This is a genomic window from Phycisphaerales bacterium AB-hyl4 (genome assembly GCA_041821185.1).
Lineage (GTDB): Bacteria > Planctomycetota > Phycisphaerae > Phycisphaerales > Phycisphaeraceae > Natronomicrosphaera > Natronomicrosphaera hydrolytica.
Window position 1 is genome coordinate 381,437 of sequence record JBGUBD010000005.1, and the last position, 18,013, is coordinate 399,449.

The following is an 18,013-nucleotide window of genomic DNA, read 5'->3' on the forward strand; positions in this document are numbered from 1 at the left end:
GGCTATTGCCCTTGACATCGTGGCTTCATGTCCGATCCGTATCACATGCCCGATAATGGCGTGGCTTTCCATACGCATAGCGGCGTTTTTTCACCGGCGGGTCGGTTCAGGCGACACAACACACGTTTTGTGGACGTAAATCGATCGGCGGTCCGATGAAAGAGGTCGAAGCGATTTGATGACCCGATCGCCTGCTATGCATCTTTAACGGTCTGGCAAAGCGACTCGGGTTTTCGTTCAAAGTTGCGTCAAACTTAAGAGGTGGCCCCGGACCGTCGCGTGGGCGGTCGGCAAGGGCGCACCTGTAGGGTTCCGCTTTAGTATCGAACAAGGAGTCTCGAAATGGTACACGGACGAAATTGGACCGGGATGAACCTGGTCGCAGGTGCACTGGTGACGGCCGGCCTGGTTGCCAGCCCCGCAATGGCGCAGGACGTGCCCGCAATCAATCAGGGCAATGTGAGCTTGGAAATCGGCGCCGACGTGGCGAGCGAATACATCTTCCGCGGCGTGACGAAGCAGAACAAGGGCTTCATCTTCCAGCCTTACGCCACGGTCGGCGTGGCCATGCCGGAGTTTGCCGGTATCGAGTCGGAAGTTTACTTCGGCACGTGGAACAGCTTCCACGATCGCGGCCAGAAGTGGTTCCAGGCAGACTTCTTCATCGGCGCTGCCGCGGAAGTTTACGAAGGCCTGGTGATCGACGCCGCTTACGTGACGCGACGGGACCCGGCGGCTGACGCCTCGCTGACTTCGGAAGTCAACATCGGCGTCTCGTACGACGAAAGTGAACTGACCGAGCCTTACGGCATGCCCGCCCTCAACCCGTTCGCGCTGGTCGCGATCGAAACGCAGGGTGGCCTGTATGGCGCCAACCGCGGTGTGTTCCTCGAACTCGGCGTTGAGCCGTCATTCGAACTGACCCCCGAGGAATCGGACTACCCGATCACCCTCAGCGTGCCCACGACCGTTGGTGTGAACGTGCATCGTTACCATCAGGTTGAAGGCAACGCGGACCACGCGTTCAGCTACTTCAACGTCGGTGCCCGCGTCGGCATGCCGCTGCGGTTCATCCCGCGTGAGTATGGCCAGTGGTCCGCCAGCGCTGGTGTGCACGCTCAGTGGTCCGGCCGAAACGTTCGCGCTCTGAACCAGATGGGCGGCTTCGGTGGCGACGTGTTCAACACGTACGGCACGATCGGCGTCAGCATGACCTACTGATTCGATTGATGAAAAACTTCGCCCACCCGACCCACGTGAAAACCTGGGTCATGCCGGCGAAGCGAATATCTGAAAAGGCCCGATCGCATACGCGGTCGGGCCTTTTTTCGTGATGTGATGTGGGGCCGTGTCGCGGGCAATTCGGCTATGCCGTTTAGCGCATTCCCCGTCCACCCGCCAGCTGTCGAACGACGCGAAAATCAAATGTGGATCGCACGATCGTCGACCGCCATCGCCGCCTCGCGCACCGCCTCGGCGAGCGTCGGGTGTGCGTGGCAGGCCATGACCAGATCTTCCGACGATGCGCCGAACGTCATCGCAGTGGCGCACTCGGCGATCAGGTCGCCTGCCCGCGGGCCGAGGATGTGCACGCCCAGCACGCGGTCGGTCTTTTCGTCCGCGAGAATCTTCACCATGCCGTCGGTCTGCTCCAGCGAGCGCGCCCGGCCGTTGGCCATGAACGGGAACGTGCCCTTGCGGTACGCGACCCCCTGTTGCTTGAGTTGCTCTTCCGTTCGGCCGACCGAAGCGATCTCCGGATGCGTGTAGACCACGGCGGGGATGGCGTTGTAGTCGACATGCCCCCGGCCGAGCACGATCTTCTCCACACACGCGACGCCTTCGTCCTCGGCTTTGTGTGCGAGCATCGCCCCGGCGACGACGTCGCCTACCGCGTACACGTTGGCAACGCTGGTCTTGAAGTCGCTGTCGATCTTGATCCGCCCGCGCTCGTCCAGCTCAACCCCCGCTTCGTCGAGGCCCAGGCCTTCGGTGTTAGGCTTGCGGCCGACGGCGACCAGCACGCGGTCGGCTTCAATCGTCTCGCCGCCTTCCAGTTCGACCACCGCGCCCTTGCCCTTGCTCTTCGCGCCGGTGACTTTCGCGCCCAGCCGAAAGTTCAGCCCCTGCTTCTTGAACAGCTTGTGGGCGAGAGTCGCCATCTCGCTATCCATGCCGGGCAGGATGCGGTCGAGGTATTCGATCATCGTTACTTCGGAACCGAGGCGCCGCCAGACCGCGCCAAGCTCCAGGCCGATGTAACCCGCGCCGATAACCGCGAGCTTTTTGGGCACTTTGTCATAGCTGAGCGCGTCTGTGCTCGTGTCGACCCGCTTGTCGCTGAGGTCGATGCCCGGCAGGGTCGCAGGCGTTGAGCCGGTGGCGATGATGATGTGCTTGGCAGCGTGGGTCTGCTCGTTGCCTTTGTCGTCGGTGACGATGACGGCGCGGTCTTTGTTGAGTCGGGCACGGCCCTGATAGTGGGTGACCTTGTTCTTTTTGAAGAGGCTTTTCACGCCGCGCGTCAGCGACTGGACCACCTTGTCCTTGCGTTTGAGCATGGTGGGCAGGTCGAGCTTGACGCTGCCGACGGTCACGCCGTGGTCGGCGAGGTGGTGTTGGGCTTCGTCGTAGCGTTCGGACGACTCGAGCATGGCCTTGCTCGGGATGCATCCGACGCGAAGGCAAGTGCCGCCCGGCTCGGCGTTGTCGTCGACGCAGGCGACGTTGAGCCCAAGTTGTGCAGCGCGAATCGCTGCGACATAGCCGCCCGGCCCGGCCCCGATGACGATCAGATCGTGTTCGCTCATGCTGACCAGCATACGTCATGCACGCCGGCCGACAAGTTTGGCCGGTTCGCCGCGGAGCGCGTCGGAGCGCGGGCTTGAATGAGTGTCCCCCGCGGCGCGCTCCGCGGCTAACGGTTGATCACACTTCCATCAGCATGCGGTTGGGGTCTTCGCAGGCGTCCTTGATGCGTTTGAGGAAGCTCACTGCTTCGCGGCCGTCGATCACGCGGTGGTCGTACGTCAGCGCGATGTACATCATCGGCCGAATCTCGACCTTGCCGTCAACCGCGATGGGGCGTTGCTGAATGGTGTGCATGCCCAGCACGCCGGACTGAGGCGGGTTGAGGATGGGCGTCGACATCAGCGAGCCGAACACGCCGCCGTTGGTGATGGTGAACGTGCCGCCTTGCAGTTCTTCGATCTTGATCTTGCCATCGCGGGCCCGCTTGCCGAAGTCGGCGATGGTCTGCTCGATCTCGGCGAAGCTCAAACGCTCGGTGTTCCGCACGACGGGCACGACGAGGCCTTTCTCCGTGCTGACCGCGATGCCGATGTCGTAATAGTTTTTATAGACGATGTCACGATCGCGGATTTCCGCGTTGACCGCGGGGAACTGCTTGAGCGCGTCGATGCAGGCCTTGACGAAAAAGCTCATGAACCCGAGCTTGATGCCGTAGCGTTTTTCGAAGCTGTCTTTGTATTGATTGCGCAGGTTCATGATGCCCGACATGTCCACCTCGTTGAAGGTGGTGAGCATGGCGGCGTTCTGCTGCGCCTGGACGAGCCGTTCGGCAATGCGTCGGCGAAGCGGGCTCATGGGCACGGCTTCTTCCTGACGGTCGCCAGCCGGTTGCGAGGCGGTCGAGGGGGCGGATCCGGAGCTGCGCGGCGCTTCGCTCCGGCTTGGGGTGGATGAGGTCGAGGCGGTTTCGAGGTGACGTTGGACGTCTTCCTTGAGGATGCGACCGCCGGGGCCGGTGGGCTCAATGTCGGCAGCGCGAACGGCGTGCTCCTCCATCATCCGCTGGGCGGCGGGCATGATGCGCGGCTCGCTGTCGGCTGCCGAGGGCGCGGGCGACTTGGCTTCGTCTGACTTCGACTCGTCCTTCGATTGGGCCTTCGCCTCCCCCTTGACGGGCTCTTTCTGCGACTCGGACTTCGACGCGGCGGGGGCGTCGCCTTCCTCGAAGTGGGCGACCACTTCGCCCACGCGAGCGGTTTCGCCGGTCTTCTTGAGCACCTTGGTCAGCGTGCCGTCGGCGGGCGCGACGAGTTCCTGCGTCACCTTGTCGGTTTCGATTTCGACGATCAGCTCGTCTTTCGCGACCTGCTCGCCTTCCTTTTTATGCCACGTGCCAAGTTCAACCTCGGTCACCGACTCACCCGCTTCAGGGACTTTCAATTCCACGGCCATGGCTGCTCCAGCGTTCGTGTCATCAAGGCGTATTTGTTATGCCACGAAGACACGAAGGGCACGAAGCAATCACGAAGGCGGATAGGGAAGTTGAAAGGAATTGGCTTTCACTTCTCTGTCTTACTTCGTGTCTCCTTCGTGAACTTCGTGTCTTCGTGGCGAAATCCGAACTTTCATCAGGATACCGACTGCCCGACGTCTTCGCCGAACGCCTCGGCGATGACGCGCTCCTGCTCGATCTGGTGGGCCGCGCGCGACCCGGTCGCCGGGCTGGCCGACTCCGGTCGTCCGATGCCTTCGAACGGCCAGCGGCCGAGCAGCCTGGTGCAGTGATCGCGGCGGAGCATCGGCCAGGCGCCCATGTTCACCGGTTCTTCCTGCACCCAGTAGACGGGCACTTGCTTGCCGTAGGGCTCGATCGCCTTGGCCAGCGCTTTGTCGGGGAACGGGTAGTACTGCTCCAGCCGAAGGATCGCGACGTCGTTGCGCTCGAGCTTTTCGCGTTGCTCGGCCAGCTCGTAGTAGATCTTGCCCGAGCACAGCAGCACGCGCGACACGTCTTTGCGTGGCTCGGTCGACACGTCCGCGAGCACGCGATGGAACCGCCCGCTGGCCATCGCGTCGATGCTCGACACGGCGGCGGGGTGGCGGAGCAGGCTCTTGGGGCTCATCACGATCAACGGCTTACGCCAGGGCCGGAGCACTTGCCTGCGAAGCAGGTGGAAATACTGGGCTGGCGTCGTCGGGTTGCAGACCTGAATGTTGTCCTCTGCGGAGAGCATGAGGAAGCGTTCGAGTCGTGCGGAGGAGTGTTCGGGGCCTTGGCCTTCGAAGCCGTGCGGCAGGAGCAGGACGAGGGCGTTGAGCCTTCGCCACTTGTCTTCCGCGGAGACGAGGAACTGGTCGATGATGACCTGCGCCGCGTTGACGAAGTCGCCGAACTGGGCTTCCCACATTACCAGGCCGTCGGGGTAGTCGAGGCTGTAGCCGAACTCAAAGCCCATGACGCCGGCTTCGGAGAGCGGGCTGTTAACGATTTCGATCGGGGCCTGTCCCTCGGCCAGGTGCTGGAGGGGGCAGTAGGTTTCGCCGGTCTTGATGTCGTGCACCACGGCGTGGCGATGGCTGAACGTGCCCCGCTGACAGTCCTGCCCGGAGAGACGGACGCGATAGCCTTCGACGGACAGGGTCGCCATCGCGAGGGCTTCGGCGCTGGCCCAGTCGAGCGAGCGTGCGCCCTCGGCCATCTGCCTGCGGATGCGGTGGAGGCGTTTGATCTTGGGGTGGAAGTTGAAATCGTCGGGCAGTCGGGTCTGTTTTTCGAGCAGTGATTGCAGCTCGGCCTTGTCGTAGCCGGTGTTGACGTCGGCGACGCTGGATTCGAGGCCGCCGAAGTAGTTCTCCCAAATGCCGCCGAGTTCCTGGGCCTGGCTGACGTAGTTTTCGCTACGAGCGGCCGAGAGCTCTTTCTCCAGCAGTTCGGTGCGGCGGTGGGCGATGCGGTCCGCGTCTTCCTGGGTGACCCCGCCGAGTTGGAGCAGGTGGTCGAGGTAGCCTTCGTGGACGGACTTTCGCTTTTCGATGGCGTCGTACATGATCGGCTGGGTGAAGCCGGGCTCGTCGCCTTCGTTGTGTCCCCGGCGGCGGTAGCAGTACATGTCGATGACGACGTCGCGTTTGAACTCGCGTCGGAAGTCCATGGCGAGGCGGACGACGGAGGCGACCGCTTCGGGCGATTCGCCGTTGACGTGGAAGATGGGGATCTGGAGCATCTTCGCGACGTCGGTGGCGTATCGGCTGGAGCGAGCTTCAGGCGGGCTGGTGGTGAAGCCGATCTGGTTGTTGACGACGATGTGCAGCGTGCCGCCGATGGTGTAGCCGGGGAGGTTGGAGAGGTTAAGCGTTTCCTGGATGATGCCTTCGCCGGCGAAGGCGGCGTCGCCGTGGATGAGCACGACCATGCCTTTTTCACCGCGTGTGGCTTCGCCGGTGCGGTCCTGCTTGGCGCGCATTCGGCCGAGGGCGACCGGGTTGACGAATTCGAGGTGGCTGGGGTTGAAGCAGAGCGAGAGGTGGATGTTCTGGCCGTGGCGGGTGCGCCAGTCGCCGGAGTAGCCGAGGTGGTATTTCACGTCGCCGCGTCCGATGTAGCGGTCGGGGTCGACGTCTTCGAACTCGCGGAAGATCTGCTGCGGGCCTTTGCCGATGATGTTGGCGAGCACGTTGAGTCGGCCGCGGTGGGCCATGCCGATGACCACTTCGCGGACGCCCTGGTCGCCTGCTTTTTCCAGCGAGAGGTCGAGCAGGGGGATGAGGCTTTCCGCGCCTTCGAGCGAGAAGCTTTTCGCGCCGGTGAACTTTTTCTGGATGAACTGCTCGAAGATGACCGCGTCGGTGAGGCGGGTGAGGATACGGATCTGTTCTTTGCGGGAGAGATCGACCTTGTTCTCGTCGGCTTCCATGCGGTCTTGAAGCCACTGGCGGACGCCGAGGTTGTCGATGTGCATGAACTGCGCGCCGATGTTTCGGCAGTAGGTGTTTCGCAGCTGTTCGATGATCTGTCGGAGGGTGCGGATGTTGGGGCCGGGCATGGTGGCGGTGTGGAAGGGCCTGTCCATGTCGGCGTCGGTGAAGCCGTACGTACCGGGGTCGAGTTCGGAGGGGTCTTCGCGTTTCGTGCCCAGCGGATCGAGCTGGGCGACGATGTGCCCGCGGACGCGGTAGTTTCGGATGAGCTGGTCGACGCGATCCTGCAATGAGCTGAGGCTCATGGCCTGGCGTTCGAGTTCGCGGTTGAGGGCGGGCTGCGAGGTGATGGCGGACGGGCTCACGGCCGGGTGTCCGTTGCCGTGATGATGCTGTCCATTGCCACTGCCACTGCCGTTGCCGTTGGTGGCTTGGCTGGCGGGGTTGAAGATGCTGCGGGCCTGGAAGGAGGGGCCGAGGCCGTTGGAGCGGGTGGGCACATCCTCGCGGGCCCAGCGGTCGAAGTATTCTCGCCATGTCGGGTCGAGCGAGTCGGGGTCTTGCACGTATCGCCCGTAGAGTTGTTCGACGTAGGCGAGGTTGGTGCTGTCGGGCCAGGGCAGGTCGGTCTGATCCACGGTGGGGTGCCTTTCATGTCCAGCGAACGTGAGGAAAAACGCCCACGTTGGCGGCTCGGCGTCCCACCCCAAACGGGTTACACCGAGCCTGCGGCGTAGCAGGCGATCGCTTGCTTGTAGAGTAACACATCGGCCCGGTGGCGCATGGCCTTAATACGCGTTGTTTTAGCCGACGGTTATGGGGCGTACAGATGACGTCTCCCATGTCTAATGAATCATAGCCGGGCACCCCGACGGCGACACCCCTGAATGACCCTAAACCCGAGCAGGGGCAATCGGCGGCGGCCGGGGGTGTCGAGCGGGGGGCGTTGCGGGTGGGGGGTTGGCTTTGTTTACCCATCAATGATCTGAATATGGACTACCCATCCAACTCAGGCGCGGTGTAGGAGGGTGACGCCCACGGATTAAATCCGTGGGCTTCGTCTGTGCAATCGAGACCGTGAATGATGAGCGCAAGTTGTTAATTCGACAATATCTACAGCGAATCAGTGGGGTGGAGGTCTCCGCAATTGGTCGACATTTGCAAAAAAACGTGGTATCGCGGCGGTTGCGAAGTATATTTGTGGCGTCTGCCGCATCATGCGGACGTTGGAATGGGGGGGCGGCCGCGGTGTTATGGGTTGGCCGACGGAAGGCGATGATCACGTCGTAATCGCGATTCAGCTTGGAGGAGTTGAAATAACCATGACCACCCCCGCCCCTGTCGGAAGGTCCGCCCCCGGCCGCAGCGCCGCATCGGACGATCGTCGGCCGACCGGTTCGACGCGCACACTCATAAGGCTTGCCATTATCGCGATGGCGCTGCTGCTGCTGGTCGTCGGCGTCAGCCGGGCCGAGGCGGGCTATCGCGACCTGATGGGCTTCCCCGAACTCGAAGCCCTGCTGGGTAGTAACGTGCCCACCGGATTCGGCATCGGCGTGACGCACGTGGAAAGTGCGCCCAGCACCGGCCACAACGAGTTCAACGGCAAATTCTTCGTGAATGTCTCCGAAGCCAGCACCAGTACGCATGCCACCCGCGTCGGTCGCAACTTCTACGGCAACAACACCTCCATCGCACCGGGCATCGGCCTGGACGAAGACAACCCCATCCGCCTCTACTCGTTCAGCGATTGGGTTCAGTCCGACTTCCTTCGCCTCGGCCAGAACGCCCTCCCCCTGCAGACCAACAGCCGGGTCGCCAATCACAGCTATATTGCCGCCACCGACTTCGACAGCGAACTGCTCCGTCGATTCGATTACGTCGTCGAGCGGGATGATTACATCCAGGTCGCCGGGGTGAACAACGGCAGTACAAGCAGCAATCAGCCGCTCTGGTCAAGTGCCTACAACGTCATCAGTGTCGGTGTGACCAACGGCAACCACGCCACTGGCACCGCGGGCGTCGACAGCACCTATACCGCCGGCCGGGTTGCGCCCACGCTTGTCACGCCCGGCTATCGCCACGACGACAATGAGATCGCCACCAGTTGGGCCACGCCCATGGTCTCCGCCGCCGTGGCGCTGCTGCTGGAAACCGGGCAGGATGCGTCGCTGTCCAACAACAACACGATCACGAACCGCACGCGCGAAATCAACCACGCTGAAACGAGCGAAATTATCCGGGCCGTGCTCATGGCCGGTGCGGATCGGTATGTCATCAACCCGCGCGGCGACAGCCTGACCGACTACACCGCCGATACCACCAACAACCTCGACAGCCGATACGGCGCGGGGCAGATGAACATTTACAACAGCTACCGCATCCTCGCCGGCGGCGAGCAGGACGCAGGCAGCACCATCACCACGCACGGCTGGGACTACAACCCGGCGTTCGGCGGCGATAACGGCACGGCGAGCGAGGCGTCGTACTTCTTCACGCCAGGCTCGGCGAGCGAAACCGAACTGCTCGCGTCGCTGGTGTGGAACCTCGACGTCAACATCACGCCCGGCATCGGGCCGTTTCCGGCGACGTTCAGCGAAGTCCTGCACAACCTCGACCTGTTTCTCTACGACGTGACCCTCGGCGAAGTCCTGCTGGACAGCTCCGAAAGCACCATCCACAACAGCGAGCACATCTGGTTCGACGGCCTCTTGGTCGGCCGAGACTACGAGCTGCGTGTGGTGGCGAACGGGACGTTCGAGTGGGATTACGGCCTCGCGTGGCAGATCATCCCCGAGCCGGGCACGGGTGCGTTGCTGTTGACCGTGACGCTGCTGGCGTTTCGCCGATCGCGTCGGCCGCGGGCGGCGTGAGCGGGCGTTGACATCATCCGGGCAAGGGATATGCTTCGAATCATGCGTTGCAGGATGACGACCACGATCACGACGACTACCACCGCTGGGCAGGTCTGCCCGAGCGTCCGTCGCTGATCGTGCCCCGAGATTTGAGGCAAGCGAACGACGGCCGTCCGGGTGGACGGCCGTTATTTATTGCGCGTGCTTTTGCGGGTGTGTCGGCGTGGGGTCGGCTTGCATGTGCGGGCGTGGGGGGCAGCGTGGAATCGAAGCTGATATAAACGATGGTTTGCGATGGAGAACATGCTATGAAGATCACTCTGCCCGACGGCAGCGAAAAGCAGTATGACGGGCCGGTGTCGGCTCGCGAGGTGGCGGCGGAGATCGGGGCCGGGCTTGCGAAGGCGGCCATCGGCGCGAAGGTTGACGGTGTGCTGGTGGACGCGGATCGGCCGATCGCCGAGGACGCGAAGCTGGAGATCGTCACCGCGCCGCGGCAGGACAAGAAAGGCCGAAGCAAGTTCCGCGATGAACAGCATGAGAAGGATGCGCTCTACCTGCTGCGCCACTCGACGGCGCATGTGATGGCGGAGGCGATCCAGCGGATCTGGCCGGAGGCGATGCTGGCGTACGGGCCGCCGTTGGATACCGGGTTTTACTATGACATTGCGCTGGCGACGCCCATCTCGGCGAGCGACTTTGAGAAGATCGAAGCCGAGATGCAGAAGATCGTCGCGGAAGATCGGCCGTTCACGCGGTACGAGCTGGCGACGGATGTGGGGATGAAAAAGCTCGACGCGGAGGGGAACAAGTACAAGCTCGACAACGCGCAGCGGGCGATCGAAGGCGGCGCCGCGGCGCTGTCGTGGTATGTGACGGGTGAGGTTGCTGGGGTAACGCCCAGGGATGGCCATCCCTGGGCTTTGCAGGATGTGTTGCAACAGGGGGTGTGGGAAGACCTCTGCCAGGGGCCGCATGTGCCGGCGACGGGGTTGATCGGCGCGTTCAAGGTGACGAGCATCGCGCAATCGCATTGGCATGGCGATGTGACCAGCGACAAGTTTCAGCGCGTGTACGGCACGGCCTTCTTCAGCGCGGCAGACCTTGACGCACACATGGAACAGCTCGAACAAGCCAGGCAGCGCGACCATCGCGTGCTCGGCCAACGACTGGGGCTGTTCACCATCGATGAAATGGTCGGGCAGGGGCTGATCCTCTGGAAGCCCAAGGGCGCGGTGGTGCGCGACGAGCTTCAGAAGTTCATCAGCGAGCACCTGCGTCGGCAAGGCTACAGCCAGGTGTTTACGCCACACATCGGCAAGCTGGACCTCTTTAAGACGAGCGGGCATTTTCCGTATTACCAGGACAGCCAGTATCCGCCGATGATTCACCACGAGCATTTGAAGCATCTCGCAGACGAGGGGTGCACCTGTGCGCAGTTGTCCGCGTCGATGCGAGAGGGTGATATCGAAGGCTACCTGCTCAAGCCGATGAACTGCCCGTTTCACATCAAGATTTTCGACAGCGAAAAGCGCAGCTACCGCGATCTGCCGATTCGGCTGGCGGAGTTCGGCACGGTGTATCGCTGGGAGCAGTCGGGCGAGATCGGCGGCATGACCCGCGTGCGAGGGTTCACGCAGGATGATGCTCACCTGTTCGTCACCGAAGACCAGCTCGACGACGAGGTGGCGGGCTGCCTGGAGTTGGTGAAGATCGTGTTCGCGACGCTGGGCATGGACGACTATCGCGTGCGGGTCGGGCTGCGCGATCCGGACGGCACGAAATATGTCGGTGAGCCATCGCAGTGGGACAAGGCGGAGGCGGCGTGCAAGCGGGCGGCGGCGGGATTGGGTGTGCCGTTTGTCGCCGAGCCGGGCGAGGCGGCTTTTTATGGGCCGAAGATCGACTTCGTGGTGCGCGACGTGATCGGGCGGGAGTGGCAGTTGGGGACGGTGCAGGTGGATTACCAGCTGCCGCAGCGGTTTGATCTGTCGTATGTGGGTGCGGACAACAAGTCGCATCGGCCGGTGATGATCCATCGTGCGCCGTTCGGGTCGATGGAGCGGTTTGTGGGTGTGTTGATCGAGCACTTCAACGGGGCGTTTCCGACGTGGCTTTCGCCGGAGCAGGTGCGTGTGCTACCGATCAGCGACAAGTTTGTCGACTACGCGCAGCAGGTGGCGGACGAGCTGAAGGCCGCGGGCGTGCGCGTGTCGATGGACGACGGCAACGATCGGCTGAACGCGAAGATCAAGGTCGCGCAGGACGCGAAAGTGCCCTACATGCTCGTCGTCGGCGGGAAAGACCAGGATGCGGGCACGGTGAGCGTCCGGCATCGCAGCGAAGGCGACCTCGGCGCGATGCCGCGCGAGGCATTCGTGACGCGGATCGGCGCGGAGATCGCAGAACGGTCGGCGACGGTGGCGGCGGTGTGAAATGACGTGGTGATGGCGGCGGACAACTCACCCAACGCCGACATACAGCCGCCCAGGTTATGGGTTCCCCCCCCCCCCCCGTGAACCACAGCGTCGTCAGTTTCGTCTTGATATTTCCGCCGGTTCGAAGTAGAAGATTGCGCGGCATCTGTCGCATGTAAGAGTTGTACCAGTCCCCCCGCGCGCTCGTGAAGGCGTGGTCACCGAGCGTTCATGACGACCCACCACTCAGAACCTGAAAATGCCGAGCCTTCGCTGTTGGGTGAAATTCATGGCGGGGCGAACGGTTCACTGGAGACCCTGACGGATCAGGAGCTTATGCGCCGGGTCAGTCAGGCGGATGAGGCAGCGCTCGAGGCATTGTTTGACCGCTATAATCGGACGGTTTACGCGATTTGCCTGCGTGTGTTGCGGAACCCGAGCGATGCGGAGGAGACGTTGGTCGACGTATTTTGGGAGTTGTGGGCCCAATCAGCTCGATTTAACGCCCGCCGGGGCTCGGTGTCGACGTATCTGATGATGCTGGCGCGTAGCCGGGCGATTGATCATCACCGCTCGCGAGCGGCTCGTTCGCGTGCGGGAAATTCGACGAGCCCGCTGGATGTGGACGATCGAGGCGACGACGGGAAGGCCGACCCTGCGGAGCGTGTTTGGATCACAGAGCGTCGACAACAGGTTCGCACGGCGCTAGGGTCGCTTTCGCCGGATCAGCGTGAGGCGGTGGTATTGTCGTTTTTCAACGGGATGAGCCATCAGCAGATTGCGGAGGAGCTTGATAAGCCGTTAGGCACGATTAAGACCAGAATTCGATTGGGCCTCATCCGACTACGCGACGCGCTGCGTAGTACAGGTGGGGGCGAGGAGAGTCACCGATGAGCTGTAAGGAGCAACATCGTGACCAGATTCTCCTCTACCTTGCTGGTGCTTTGGACGAGCAGCAGCAGCAGGCGCTGGAGGAACATCTGGACACTAGCTGTCCGGTCTGTGCCGCATACATGGCCGAGGCTGAGGCGACGTTGGCCAATCTGGCTTTGGCGTTGCCGCCCGACGAGCCGTCTGTCGGTTCGCGTGAGCGGTTGATGGCGCGGGTGCAGCGTGATCGGCAGGACACGGCCCGCGCGGCGAAGGCCTCGGCTGCGCCGTCGCCTCGCGATTCGCCGACGATGCCCGAGTCGCGGTCCCGGTCGGAAGATGCGGACGATCAGACGATGGTGTTCGGTGGGCGGAGGCGGGGCATGATGGCCCGGCTGCTGCCGATGGGCGCGGTCGCGGCGGCGGCGGCGGTGGTGACGGCGATCGTGCTGCTCGGGCCGTTGACCGCCAATCGCGAGCGCGTCGCCGAGCTGGAGCAGCAGCTTCACGCCGCCGGCGAGACGGTCACGGAGCACGAAAGCAGCATGGCGCAGATGTCCCGTGCGATGGACGGCACGGCCAACCTGTTCGACTCGCTGTATTCGTCGGCGATGCAGATGGTCTCGTTCCGCAGCGAAGACGAGAGCTACGCCGACGCGGTGGCCCGGCTGCTGTGGGACGAGGAGCGGAACGTATGTCACTTTTTCGTTCGCAGTCTTCGGCCGCCGAGCGAGGGCAAGGTGTACCACCTCTGGCTGGTGACGGAGGATGATCGGATGGTCCGGGCCGGGCGGTTTAAGCCGGACGAAGATGGGGGCATGCATATCGAGTTCGAGTTGCCCAACGGCGTGGAGTCGTTCAGCCGGGCGGCGGTGAGCTACGCGAATGCGGATGCGGACGATGCGGATGATCTGCGAGGCACGCTGGTGATGGAAGGTCTGCTGCGGTAACGCGTGAGCCAACGGGCCATCGTCGGGCAGCCACCCGCCATCCACGGTTGGAAGCCGTGGGCTTCCGGTCTACAGACGATTCACATTTGCCGTGGCATGAGGCGGTGCGTCGGCTGACGGATGATATTACGATTACATACAATGCCCGGCCGACCTCCGGGTCAGCGCGACATTGCGCGACGACATTGACAGCCACGACGCGAAAGAAGGTTTGTTTGCATGACACGGTACAACTCGATCATCGGAGCCATTGCCGCCACCGCTCGCAGTGAGACGTCGCACGACGACGGGCCCCAGCCGTTCATCACGATCAGCCGACAGGCCGGTGCGGGCGCTCATACGTTGCAGGAGAAGCTCATCACGCGCCTGCGTCAGTTCGACCCGACGCCCGAAGGCCAGCACGACTGGACCGGCATTGACCGCGAACTGGTGGAGATGGTCGCCGGCGACGACGAATTGCTCGCGCAACTGGTCGAAGGCCTCGGCGAACAGTCGCGGAGTTGGCTGGAGGAAGTGCTCGCCGGGATGTTCAATACCAACGCCACCGAGATTCGCGCGTACCGCCAGGCGGCCAAGGCGATGCGTGCGCTGGCTCAGCGCGGCCGGGTGATTCTCATCGGCCGGGGCGGAGTGTTCGTGACGCGCGGCATGCCGTTGGGCGTGCACGTCTATCTCGTCGCGCCGGAGCGTGACCGGATCGAGCACATGCGGCACCAGTTCAGCATCACGCGCGACGCGGCGACTGAGCGTGTACGCGAGATTGACGCGAACCGTCAGGCGTTTTACCAGCGCTACTGGCCGGGCGAGTCGCTGTCGCCCGAGCGTTTCACCGTAACCTTCAACACGACCACCGCGACGGATGATGAGATCGCCGACGCGGTGCTGACGCTCGTGCCGACGCTGAACGTGCAGGTCACCGCCGAGCCGGTGCAGATGCCGCGGCTGACGGGTGTCTTCCAACGCGTCTCGACCGAGTCGTAGGGGATCAGGTTTCTGGTTTCTCGTTTCGGGTTTCTGGTTTAGACATGGGGGCGGTTTGCGTGGGGAGCAAACGGCCTACAATGCGGCGCATGCGTTGCGATCTGCACCTGCATTCGACGGCTTCCGACGGCACGGACCTGCCACAGGATCTGCCGCGCCTCGCGCGCGAGGCCGAGCTGGGCGCGATTGCGCTGACGGACCACGACACCACGGCCGGGCTCGCGGCGTGCGCCGAGGCGGCGGCGAAGCATGATCTACCGTTCGTGCCGGGTATCGAACTGTCTGCCGACCCGCTGCTGGATCGACAGACCGCCAGGGCAACCCCACCCCGGCGACTGGGTACGCTGCATATCCTCGGCTATTTCATCGACCCGGCGGACGAGCAGCTCGCGCTGGTGCAGGGCTGGCTGCACGAAGCCCGGCAGCAGCGCAACCCGGAAATGGTCGAACGGCTGAACGATCTGGGGATGAAGCTTCATTACGACGAAGTGATCGAACTGGCAGGCGGCGATGTGCCGGCGACGGTGGTGGGTCGGCCACACATCGCGGAGCTGCTGGTGCGCAAGGGGTACGTGAAGTCGAAGCATGAGGCGTTCGCGCGATACCTCGGCGAAGGCGGCGAGGCGTATATCCGCAAGGATCGCCTGAGCGCGGAAAAGGCCATCGAAGCCATTCACCACGCGGGCGGACTGGCGTTGCTGGCACACCCGGTGCAACTCGGCCTGGCGGACCACGATGCACTGGAACACATGGTCGCTCGTTTGCGCGATCTTGGTCTGGACGGGATTGAAACCCATCACAGCGACCACCGCCCGCGCGACGTCGAGCGTTTCGCCGGGCTGGCGGATCGGTACGAGTTGCTGACGTGTGGCGGCAGCGACTATCACGGTACGCGGAAGACGGTCAAGCTCGATCATGCACGGGTGCCGCTGGATGTGTATCACCAGTTGCGCGAGGCGTACGAACGGCGATGAGTTTTTGAGAGGCCGGGGGCAGGGCCATCGCATCTGATTTAGCCGTCGATTTTCAACGCCAAGACGCCAAGGACAGCAGATCGTTCTTGCCACGAAGACACGAAGGACACGAAGAAAACACGAAGAAAGGCAGAGCATTAGTTTTGGCAAGGCAGGGAAGCGTGCATATGTTCCTGAACACCTGCCCCTCCCAGTCATCCCCCTTCCTTCTAATTCTTGCTTCCCCCTTCGTGCCCCCTTCATCCCCTTCGTGCCTTCGTGGCTTGCCTTTCTTTCTGGCGTCTTGGCGTCTCTGCGTCTTGGCGTAACGAGCGATTATACGGTTTCAAGTTATTTCCAGCGCGTTTTCCCACCCCCTCTCCCTCCCAGGGAGAGGGCTGGGGTGAGGGTGAAACGGTTCCGCAGTCGAGACCCAACAGCATGCTGCGTCGCGGATGGTACGGGGTCGTCCGACCCTCTCCCTGGGAGGGAGAGGGAACCGGACGCGCTGGGATTAACTTGAAGCCGTATTAGATGCGTAGGCCCCGGCGGCCGGGGTCATCAATTCGACAACGGCAGGTGAATTCAGCATGATGGCGGTTTCGTTTCTGCTCGCCCCCGCCTGCGTGCTGCTATGTTCGATCGCCTGGTCAAGCCATTTGCTCCGCGAAGTCAGCCCTGGATCACCCGGCAGAGCTATACGTACGAGTTGCGCAATGCGCTGACTTATCCGATCGCGATCGCGATGGTCGAAGGCGGCGTGGTGGGCATTCTCGCGGCGAAGGCGTTCAACGTCGCGCCGTGGCAGTTCGCCATGATCATGGCAGCGCCAATGTTCGCGAACATGACCAGCTTCATCTGGGCGTTTCTCGCGCGCGGCAAGCGGAAAATTGCGGCGATCAACGTGCTCCAGGTCACGACGCTGCTGTGCGTGGCGGGCATCGCGCTGCTGCCCGGCGGCGGCGGGGAGCATCATCCGCTGGGCGCGATGCTGCTGACCGTGTTGGTGGTGCTGTCGCGTTGCCTGCTGTCGGGCGTGGTCACATTGCGGTCGACGGTGTGGCGGATGAACTATCCGCGAAATGTCCGCGCGCAGGTGACAGGTCGGCTGGCGTTGATCAACTCGCTGATTTTGGGGTTCGCGCCGCTGCTGGGCTATTTCCTGCTGGACTTGCGCGACGATGCATTCCGCGTGGTGTATCCGCTGAGCGCGGGGTTGGCGTTGCTGGGGGTGTTCAGCTTTTCGCATGTTCGACTACGCGGCGAGCGGGAGTTGCTGCGTTACGAGCAGACGCCAACCGCGCGGCCGCTGCCGCACGGCCTGCCGGGGCCGATTTACGAGTATGACCCGAAGCAGGCCCGCACGGAGCGCAACGACAAGCCGAACTTCTGGGCTGTGCTCAAGCAGGACCACTTTTTTCGTAGTTACATGATCTGGCAGTTCGTGGCCGGCGCGGCGAATATGACCAGCGAAGTGGTGATCATCTATATCATCGCGGAGCTGACTGCCGAGCTGCCGGTGGAGTACATGCTCTCGATTCTACTGAGCACGGCGATCCCGATGTCGCTGGCGGTGGCGACGATGCCGTTGTGGGCCCGGCAGCTGGACAGCATGCACGTGGCGCAGTTTCGCGCGCGGCAGGGGTGGTACTGGATCACCAATCAGCTTGCCAACTGGGTGGCGGCGTTTCTGGCGTTCGGGGTGAGCGGGTCGCTTTGGGCGGCGATGGCGGTGCTGATCGGGGCGCGGGCGATTCAGGGCATCACGCGCGGCGCGGGGATGTTGGCGTGGAATCTGGGGCATAACGACTTCGCCGACCGGCGGCTGGTGGGCACGTACATGGGCATTCACGTCACGCTCACGGGCGTGCGTGGGGCGATCGTGCCGTTTGTGGGGATGGCGCTTTATGCCGGGTGGCCTGAGATCACGCTGCCGGGCACGGCTTGGATATTGCTGCCGAGTTTCGGGGGGATCGGGTACCATGTGTTTCTTGTGACCGCTGCCGGGGCGATGGCGGCCGAGTTCGGGTTCAAGAGCCTGCATCGCGCAATAGTTCGTGAGAACCATGGCGGCGTGCCGGGGGATTAGTCGGCGGATTCGTACGACAACGCGTTTGTCCGTTACGAAGGCCAACGCGCGGGCCAAGGCCCGCGGCTAAATGGGAGCGGGATCGCAAGCCAACGATTCTCTGTGGGGGATAAAGTTATTAGTGATATGGTGGTATTTTGTATCTAGTCGTCGAGGTTGAGCCTACGATTCGGATGCTGCGGCGGCGTTGCCTGTCCCCGGCTGATCCGAACCCGATGAACGAGTGGAT

General features: G+C 63.0%; 11 protein-coding genes. 8 read left to right on the plus strand and 3 right to left on the minus strand.

Going from position 1 to position 18,013, the window contains the following annotated elements:
• The first annotated feature begins 369 nt into the window (after positions 1-369).
• Entirely contained in the window at positions 370-1,221 is an 852-nt protein-coding gene (locus ACERK3_10350; protein MFA9478697.1) for a hypothetical protein, read from the plus strand.
• Between the two features lie 200 nt (positions 1,222-1,421).
• Here the strand turns inward: ACERK3_10350 and lpdA are convergent, their stop codons facing one another.
• The 3 genes from lpdA to ACERK3_10365 all read right to left on the minus strand — a co-directional run bounded on the left by lpdA (position 1,422) and on the right by ACERK3_10365 (position 7,307).
• On the minus strand, positions 1,422-2,810 hold the full coding sequence (lpdA, locus tag ACERK3_10355) for a dihydrolipoyl dehydrogenase (protein MFA9478698.1): 1,389 nt from the start codon (positions 2,808-2,810) through the stop codon (positions 1,422-1,424).
• Between the two features lie 118 nt (positions 2,811-2,928).
• Complete coding sequence (gene odhB / locus ACERK3_10360; GenBank protein ID MFA9478699.1) at positions 2,929-4,203, minus strand: 2-oxoglutarate dehydrogenase complex dihydrolipoyllysine-residue succinyltransferase; 1,275 nt, start codon at positions 4,201-4,203, stop codon at positions 2,929-2,931.
• 176 nt (positions 4,204-4,379) lie between these two features.
• Entirely contained in the window at positions 4,380-7,307 is a 2,928-nt protein-coding gene (locus ACERK3_10365; GenBank protein ID MFA9478700.1) for a 2-oxoglutarate dehydrogenase E1 component, read from the minus strand.
• A 684-nt stretch (positions 7,308-7,991) separates the two neighbouring features.
• Here ACERK3_10365 and ACERK3_10370 point away from each other — a divergent pair.
• The 7 genes from ACERK3_10370 to ACERK3_10400 all read left to right on the plus strand — a co-directional run bounded on the left by ACERK3_10370 (position 7,992) and on the right by ACERK3_10400 (position 17,784).
• Positions 7,992-9,542, plus strand: coding sequence for a S8 family serine peptidase (locus ACERK3_10370; GenBank protein MFA9478701.1), 1,551 nt, complete (start codon positions 7,992-7,994; stop codon positions 9,540-9,542).
• Between the two features lie 290 nt (positions 9,543-9,832).
• The gene (gene thrS, locus ACERK3_10375) at positions 9,833-11,959 is read left to right on the plus strand and encodes a threonine--tRNA ligase (GenBank protein MFA9478702.1); all 2,127 of its coding nucleotides are present in this window, start codon (positions 9,833-9,835) and stop codon (positions 11,957-11,959) included.
• A gap of 213 nt (positions 11,960-12,172) precedes the next feature.
• Positions 12,173-12,835 carry a sigma-70 family RNA polymerase sigma factor gene (locus tag ACERK3_10380; GenBank protein MFA9478703.1) on the plus strand — a complete coding sequence of 221 codons (663 nt, stop codon included), beginning with the start codon at positions 12,173-12,175 and terminating at the stop codon, positions 12,833-12,835.
• Positions 12,832-13,761, plus strand: coding sequence for an anti-sigma factor domain-containing protein (locus ACERK3_10385; protein ID MFA9478704.1), 930 nt, complete (start codon positions 12,832-12,834; stop codon positions 13,759-13,761). The genes ACERK3_10380 and ACERK3_10385 overlap by 4 nt, the downstream gene beginning before the upstream one ends.
• Before the next feature lie 219 nt (positions 13,762-13,980).
• Positions 13,981-14,742 (plus strand): AAA family ATPase, encoded by a 762-nt coding sequence (locus tag ACERK3_10390; GenBank protein MFA9478705.1) that lies wholly within the window; start codon positions 13,981-13,983, stop codon positions 14,740-14,742.
• 89 nt (positions 14,743-14,831) lie between these two features.
• On the plus strand, positions 14,832-15,716 hold the full coding sequence (locus tag ACERK3_10395) for a PHP domain-containing protein (protein MFA9478706.1): 885 nt from the start codon (positions 14,832-14,834) through the stop codon (positions 15,714-15,716).
• 613 nt (positions 15,717-16,329) lie between these two features.
• A complete protein-coding gene (locus ACERK3_10400) occupies positions 16,330-17,784 on the plus strand; it encodes an MFS transporter (protein ID MFA9478707.1) in 1,455 nt (484 codons plus the stop codon).
• The last annotated feature ends 229 nt before the right edge of the window (positions 17,785-18,013 follow it).